The 6,368-nt window shown below is 66.0% G+C and carries 4 protein-coding genes; 3 read left to right on the top strand and 1 reads right to left on the bottom strand.

What is annotated here, in order from left to right:
* A partial coding sequence (locus MXAZACID_RS10190; protein ID WP_008494238.1) for a sensor histidine kinase KdpD occupies positions 1-740 on the top strand: 740 nt, incomplete at its 5' end.
* Entirely contained in the window at positions 737-1,405 is a 669-nt protein-coding gene (locus MXAZACID_RS10185) for a response regulator transcription factor (protein WP_008494236.1), read from the top strand. The genes MXAZACID_RS10190 and MXAZACID_RS10185, both read left to right, overlap by 4 nt.
* 7 nt (positions 1,406-1,412) lie before the next feature.
* Here MXAZACID_RS10185 and MXAZACID_RS10180 read toward each other — a convergent pair whose 3' ends face one another.
* Positions 1,413-1,904: a hypothetical protein gene (locus tag MXAZACID_RS10180; protein ID WP_008494235.1), complete on the bottom strand. Its 492-nt coding sequence runs from the start codon at positions 1,902-1,904 to the stop codon at positions 1,413-1,415.
* Between the two features lie 619 nt (positions 1,905-2,523).
* Here MXAZACID_RS10180 and MXAZACID_RS10175 point away from each other — a divergent pair.
* On the top strand, positions 2,524-6,368 hold a 3,845-nt coding region (locus tag MXAZACID_RS10175), incomplete at its 3' end, for a Hint domain-containing protein (protein ID WP_008494234.1).

The raw sequence follows: 6,368 nt of genomic DNA, 5'->3' as shown, positions 1-6,368 counted from the left end.
GCGCCCGGCTCTCGCTCACCACCGCCCGCGCCGAGGCCCAGCAGGACAGCCAGAAGCTGCGCAACGCTTTGCTCTCCTCGCTGAGCCATGATCTGCGCACGCCGCTCACCTCCATCCGCGGCGCCGCCGAGACGCTGTCCCAGGCCGGGCCGGCGCTGGATGAGGCCACCCGCGCCGATATGCTCGCCAGCATCATCCAGGACAGCGCGCTTATGACCAAATTCCTCGCCAACATCATGGATATGGCGCGGGTGGAGGCGGGCGGGCTGACCGTGCGCCGGGAGCGGGTGAAGCTGGAGGAGATCGTCGAGGCCGCCATCGCGCGGGTGGCCGGGGCGGTCTATACACGCGTCAATATCGCGCCCGATGCTGTCTTCGCCCAGGCGGACGCCGGGCTGCTGGAACAGGTGATGGTCAATCTGCTGGACAATGCCGTGAAATACGCCCCGCCGGACAGCCACATCACCGTCAGCGCGGTGCGCGATGGCGCGCTGGTGCGGCTGAGCGTGGCCGATGCCGGGGTCGGCATCGCGCCCGGCGAGCTGGATTCGGTGTTCGACAGTTTCTTTCGCGCCAGCCGGGGCGACAGGGTGGCGCCGGGCACCGGGCTGGGGCTGGCCATCGCCAAGGCCTTCACCGAGGCGATGGGCGGCAGCATCCGCGCCCAGAGCCCGCGCACGGATCTGCCGGCCGACGGGCTGCCGGGGACGATCATCGCGCTGGAGCTGCCGGCGGCATGATCTCGGGACGCATTCTGGTGGTGGATGACGAGCCGCAGATCCACCGTTTCCTGGCCCCGGCGCTGAGCGCCGCCGGCTTCACCCCGCTGCGCGCCGAACGCGGCGAGGAGGCGCTTCGCCTGGTGGCCGGCAACGCCCCGGACCTGGTGCTGCTGGATCTCGGCCTGCCGGACATGGATGGCCAGGAGGTATTGCGCCGCTTGCGGGATTTCTCCGCCGTACCGGTGATCATCCTCTCCGCGCGCGAGCGCGAGGCGGAGAAGATCGCCGCCCTCGATGCCGGGGCGGATGATTATGTGGAAAAACCCTTCGCGCTGGGCGAGCTGCTGGCGCGCATCCGCACCGCCTTGCGCCGCCAGGGCCAGCCCGCCGCCGCCCCGGTGCTGGAGCTGGCCGGGCTGCGGCTGGAGGCGGACAAGGCCTGGCTGGATGGCGTGGCCCTGGCGCTGACCAAGCGCGAGCAGGCGCTGCTGCTGCTGCTGGCCCGCAATGCCGGGAGGGTACTCACCCACCGGCAGATCCTCACCGCCCTCTGGGGCCCGGCCCATACCGAGGATGTCGCCTATCTGCGCGTCTATATTGGCCAGCTGCGCCGCAAGCTGGGCGAGGACTTCGCCGCCCGGCTGAAAACCGAGCCGGGCGTGGGCTATCGGCTGGAAGGGTAAGCCCAGCCTACTGTTCGGTATCGCCGCCGCCAGAGGGCGAGGCCGCGCCGCCATCATCCTGATATTGAAACGTGGCGCTGTCATAATCATCGGCGCTGATGACGATCTTCTGCCCCTGCTCGGCCTGATAGACCTCGAAGCCGATCGTGTTGCCCTGATCGTCGCTATAGGTGCTGCCATCCGGGCGGGTGTAGGAAAAGCTGTACACCGCCCCGCAATTCGCCGCCCCCGCGACGGGATCGTAGGATTCCAGGAAGAATTTGCTCAGGGTCAGCTTCATCGACCCGCCGATCTTGCTGGCCTGCGCGTCTGTCATGCCATCGGGCAAGGACTGGGTGAGCGTGGCCAGCGCCAGTTGGAAGGCGGCCAGTTGCGCCGCGCTCTTGCTCGGCGCCGACCAGCATTCCCCGGCATCGCCCCGGCCCAGACCCGCCTGTTTGTCGGCGGAATGGCACCCGGTCAGAGCCAGCAAGGCGAATGCCGCAATCAATCTCTTCATAACGACCCTGAAAATATCCTGCGCGGCGTTCCAAAGCCGCCAGCGTCTGGGGTGACGCTCTCGGTTTGGTCGGACGCGCTCGTTGTTGTGTGTCTCCCGACGCGGGCGCGTCAGGATAAACCCTATTGCTCTACAGCAATATCCGATCAAACGGAATCGCTTGAACGGATAAAGTTGCGGGCTCGAACAAAAAGCGAGGGCCTGGTCCACGCGCCAGCGTCAAGATAAACACAGGGAAGCGCTCGCCGATACCAAAGTCGGAGCCTCGGGCTAAGAGCGTGCGGCTCTAACCGCGCGGCGACGCGAAATCACGCCGCCCCCGGAAGCGGCTTCACAAAGAATTCACCATGTTCCGCAACAAAACGGCCGGGGGCTGAAATTTCACCGGAACGCCCCGAAAAGCGCTTTAAATTCAGCGCACAACCAAGTTTAGTCTCTTTTTAAAAACAACCCACATCATACGGTACGGACGCTACACGTCAAAATCGCACCGGCGGCGGCCCGAGGGCCATGTGGCCCCGTGTGGCAATATTACTGCATTGACAATAAAGGATTAAACAACCGTTAATGTGACCATCGAAAACAAAGTTGCGTCCGCAACGAGGCAGAGGCTGGCGATATGACGACAACGGTGGATGTGACGCTCAGCTCGACATTGATCGATGAACTGACCAACAACAACACCGCCTCGTCGGTCTATGTCGTTTATTACGACAATGGCGGCCCGACCACCGGCACCTGGACCACGCTGTTGACCGATGGCACCGTGGTCGGCGGCACGGCCGCCAGCATCTCCAGCACGCTCAGCGGCGAAAGCGTGCCGGTCACCCTGCCCGGCAGCTTCGCCAGCGGCAAGATCTATATTCTGGCGCAGAGCGAGGCCAATGGCGCCAACGGCCCCTCGCTCTCCAGCCTCATCACCCAGCAGAGCGACATCAACGCGCAAACCGCCGCCGCCAATCATTTCGGCTATGATTCGGTCGAGCTGAACCTCACCGGCACCGCCACCGATGCCGGCAACCTCACCTCCGTGGTCCAGTACGGGCTCAGCCTGGGGATGGGGGTGAGCTACACGAGCGGCGCCAGCGCCTCGGTCGGCTACGACATCACCGGCACCGCGCTGGAAACGCTGCTCGCCCATGCCGGCGCCACCTTGAGCACCTACAGCACCGGGCCGCTGGCCGGCTCCCTCGCCAGCGCCATCCCGCCCAGCAACACGCTGGACTGGGCCGGCTATGTCACCACCGTCAGCTCGATTGCCAGCGACATCGAGATTTCCGGCTTCTTCAATGGCGGCGCGGATGCCGGCGGCACCTACCATAATGCCGGTTATTTCGATTACGCGGTGAGCGCCGGCACCAGCAGCGGCAGCCTGGTCTTCACCCTCACCCCGCAGCCCGACAGCCAGATCCAGGGCACCATCTATATCGACGCCGGCAATCTGGAAAACAGCATCTACGCCACCGACGGCACCGCCACCATCGTCTCCAATGGCAGCGTGTTCACCACCATGAACACCGGCGCCAATAATGAATGGGGCACGGTGCTGCGGCAATTCCTGGTCGGCTTCGATGCCGGCTATTACGGCACCAGCGGCGTTCCGGTGAACGGCCAACTCGGCGGCAGCATCGATCTGAACAAGAGCGCCAACTGGGACCCCACCTACGCCTTCGGGCGCAGCCTCAGCAGCACCATCATCGCCGGCCACACCTACAACGGCTACGCCGCCGCCTTCGCCAGCTATTCGAATTCCTACGGTTTCAACTATGCCGACGCCGAGACCGCCGCCTACACCACGGGCGGGCCGCTGCTCGCCCTCGCCGAGCCCGGCAGCACCATAGATGTCTCCACCATCGACCTCACCGTGTTCGGCGCCACCGATACCCCGACCGGCTATACCGCCCCCACCATCGCCAATATCGTCTCCGCCAGCACCTACACGCCGGTCACCGGCACCAGCGGCAATAATATCGTGCTGGATTTCGCCACCGGCAACGGCACCAATGCCGGCGTGGTGCTGGCCGACAACGCCACCATCGAGCTGCGCCTGCTCACCTCGGACGCCAACAACGTGCCGACCTTCGGCGACACCATCACGCTGAGCGGTTCGCTGTGGCAGCAATGGGATATCTCGCAAAGCAACGGCATTTACAGCGCCAGCGCCAATACCAGCGCGACCATGGCAACGGGCAATCTGATGCTCGACAACCTGCCGATGAACAGCGCCGGCGGCACCGAATGGTATCAGGTGGTCGAGACCAACGGCACCGAGAGCAAGACCTTCAACCTCTATCTCACCGCCGAGACCAGCGCCGTCACCAATGCCAGCAGCATCACTTACGGCACGGATACGATCAACGACGCGACGCTGACCGCCGGCACCCTGGATAACGGCAATTTCGCCAGCGGCAGCATCGTCGCCAGCATCGTCAATGCCCAGCTCGCCGAGAGCAACGGCACCTGGGCGCTGCAGGCCGGCACGCTGGTCACCGGGCTGGGCAGCGACATCACCATCCAGGACGGCACCATCACCGCCGGCACGCTCGACGGCAACCTCGTCACCTACGTCATCAACGGCACGACTTACACCAATGCCGGGCTGCGCGATGCCGGCGTGAGCGGCACGGCGCTGAATAACGACGTGTTCGCCTTTGGCACCATCGCCGGCGGCAGCGTGACCGCCGGCACCGTCTCCGGCTATGTCGTCACCGGCGGCACCTCGCTGAATGGCGGCCAGCTGATTGAAGGCGCGACGCTGACCAACGCCACCCTCACCGCCGAGCAGGTGACCGGCGGCAGCATCACCGCCCCGCTGACCATCGCCTCCGGCACGGTGAACGGCGCGCTGGTCACGGGCGGCACCGTGACCACCCCGCCCGCCATCCTCAACCCGGATTATAGCGGCCAACAAGCCTCCGCCGGGGTGGATGGGCTGGGCGTGGTCTCGGGCACGAGCGGCACCAGCGTGCCGCAATATGTCAACAGCCTGACCTACAACCTCGCCGGCAGCGACGGCACCGCCAGCGACCCCAATCTGGTGCAGGAAAACACCGCCGGCACCGTCATCGCCGGGCTCTCTCTCGCCGCCGCGCCGGTGGTGGGCACCTTCTCCGGCACGAGTTTCGAAGCCCTGGCCGGACAGACCTTCTCGGGCGATACGCTGACTGTGAGTGCCGGCAGCCTGACCACCATCGGCAGCGCCGCGCTCAACACCATCACCACCGCCGAAACCCTGCTCTCCTTCGGCTGGACCGGCGATGACAACGCCTCCGGCACCTGGACCAGCGGCACCGTGACCGGCAGCAATAGCAGCCTCTGGGCCTCCACCTACACCAACAAGGTGAATGGCGAGGATGCGGTGGTGATCCGCCTGACCGACACCGCCAACAACACCACCCAGACCATCATTACCACAGCCGATGCGGATGGTGCCTGGGCCAGCACCGCGACCCTGGTGAATCAGGGCAGCTACGACGTGACGATGCAGGATTACCAGAATCTCGGCAGCGCCGGCGCGCCGGTCACACTGGGATCGGCGCTGACCGCGCAAAGCTACAAGCTGGTGCTGGTGGAAACCGGCACGCCCTGCTTCTGCCCGGGCACGCGCATCCGCACGCCGGCCGGCGAAACCCCGGTCGAGGCGCTGTCCATCGGGGATCTGGTACAGACCCGCGAGCATGGGCCGCAGCCAATCAAATGGATCGGCAAGCGCGCTTATGCCAACCCGTTCCTCGCCGCCAACCGCGGCGTCTGGCCGGTGCGCATCGAGGCCGGGGCGCTGGGCGAGGGGCTGCCCGCCCGGCCGCTGATCGTCTCGCCAGAGCATGCGATGCTGCTGGAGGGGCATCTGGTGCCGGCCAAGCATCTGGTGAATGGCCGCAACGTCACCCTCATCGAGGCACCGGCGCGGGTCGAATATCTGCATATCGAGCTGGAGCGCCACGAAATCCTGTTCGCGGAGGACGCCCCCACCGAGAGCTTCATGGATTGCGCCAGCCGCAACATGTTCCACAATGCCGATGAGTTCGCCGCCCTCTATCCGGACGATACCCGCCCGCAATGGAAATTCTGCGCGCCGGTGCTGGAAGGCGGCCGCCGGCTGGCGGCGCTGCAACGGCGCATCCTGGCGCGTGCCCAGCGGCGCGGCAACGCGCAAGGCGCGGTGCAAGGGGTTCTGGACGAGGCGACGCGGCATCTGGTGCGCGGCTGGGCCTGGATGAAGGATCAGCCGCAGGAAAGCCTGGAGCTGGAGATTTTCAACCACGAGACCAGGATCGGCAGCGTGCTCGCCAACCAGTTCCGCGCGGATCTGGCGGAGGCCGGCATCGGCAATGGCTGGCATGGCTTCAGCTTCACCCTGCCGCGCCCGCTGCCCGCCGGGCAGGCGCATCTGATCAGCGTGCGCGCCGCCGGCTGCGGCACATTGCTGAGCGGCGCCCCGGCGCCGATCGCCCCGCGCACCAC

Origin of the sequence: Acidocella sp. MX-AZ02, from assembly GCF_000306035.1 — a bacterium.
In the GTDB taxonomy this organism is placed as follows: domain Bacteria; phylum Pseudomonadota; class Alphaproteobacteria; order Acetobacterales; family Acetobacteraceae; genus Acidocella; species Acidocella facilis.
The sequence above is the reverse complement of the archived record's forward strand: the minus strand, read 5'-3'. Positions and strand labels throughout refer to the sequence as shown.

Coding starts and splice junctions, on each gene's coding strand:
- MXAZACID_RS10185 (WP_008494236.1), top strand. CDS start 737: ATGATCTCGGGACGCATTCTGGTGGTGGATGACGAGCCGCAGATCCAC.
- MXAZACID_RS10180 (WP_008494235.1), bottom strand. CDS start 1,904: ATGAAGAGATTGATTGCGGCATTCGCCTTGCTGGCTCTGACCGGGTGC.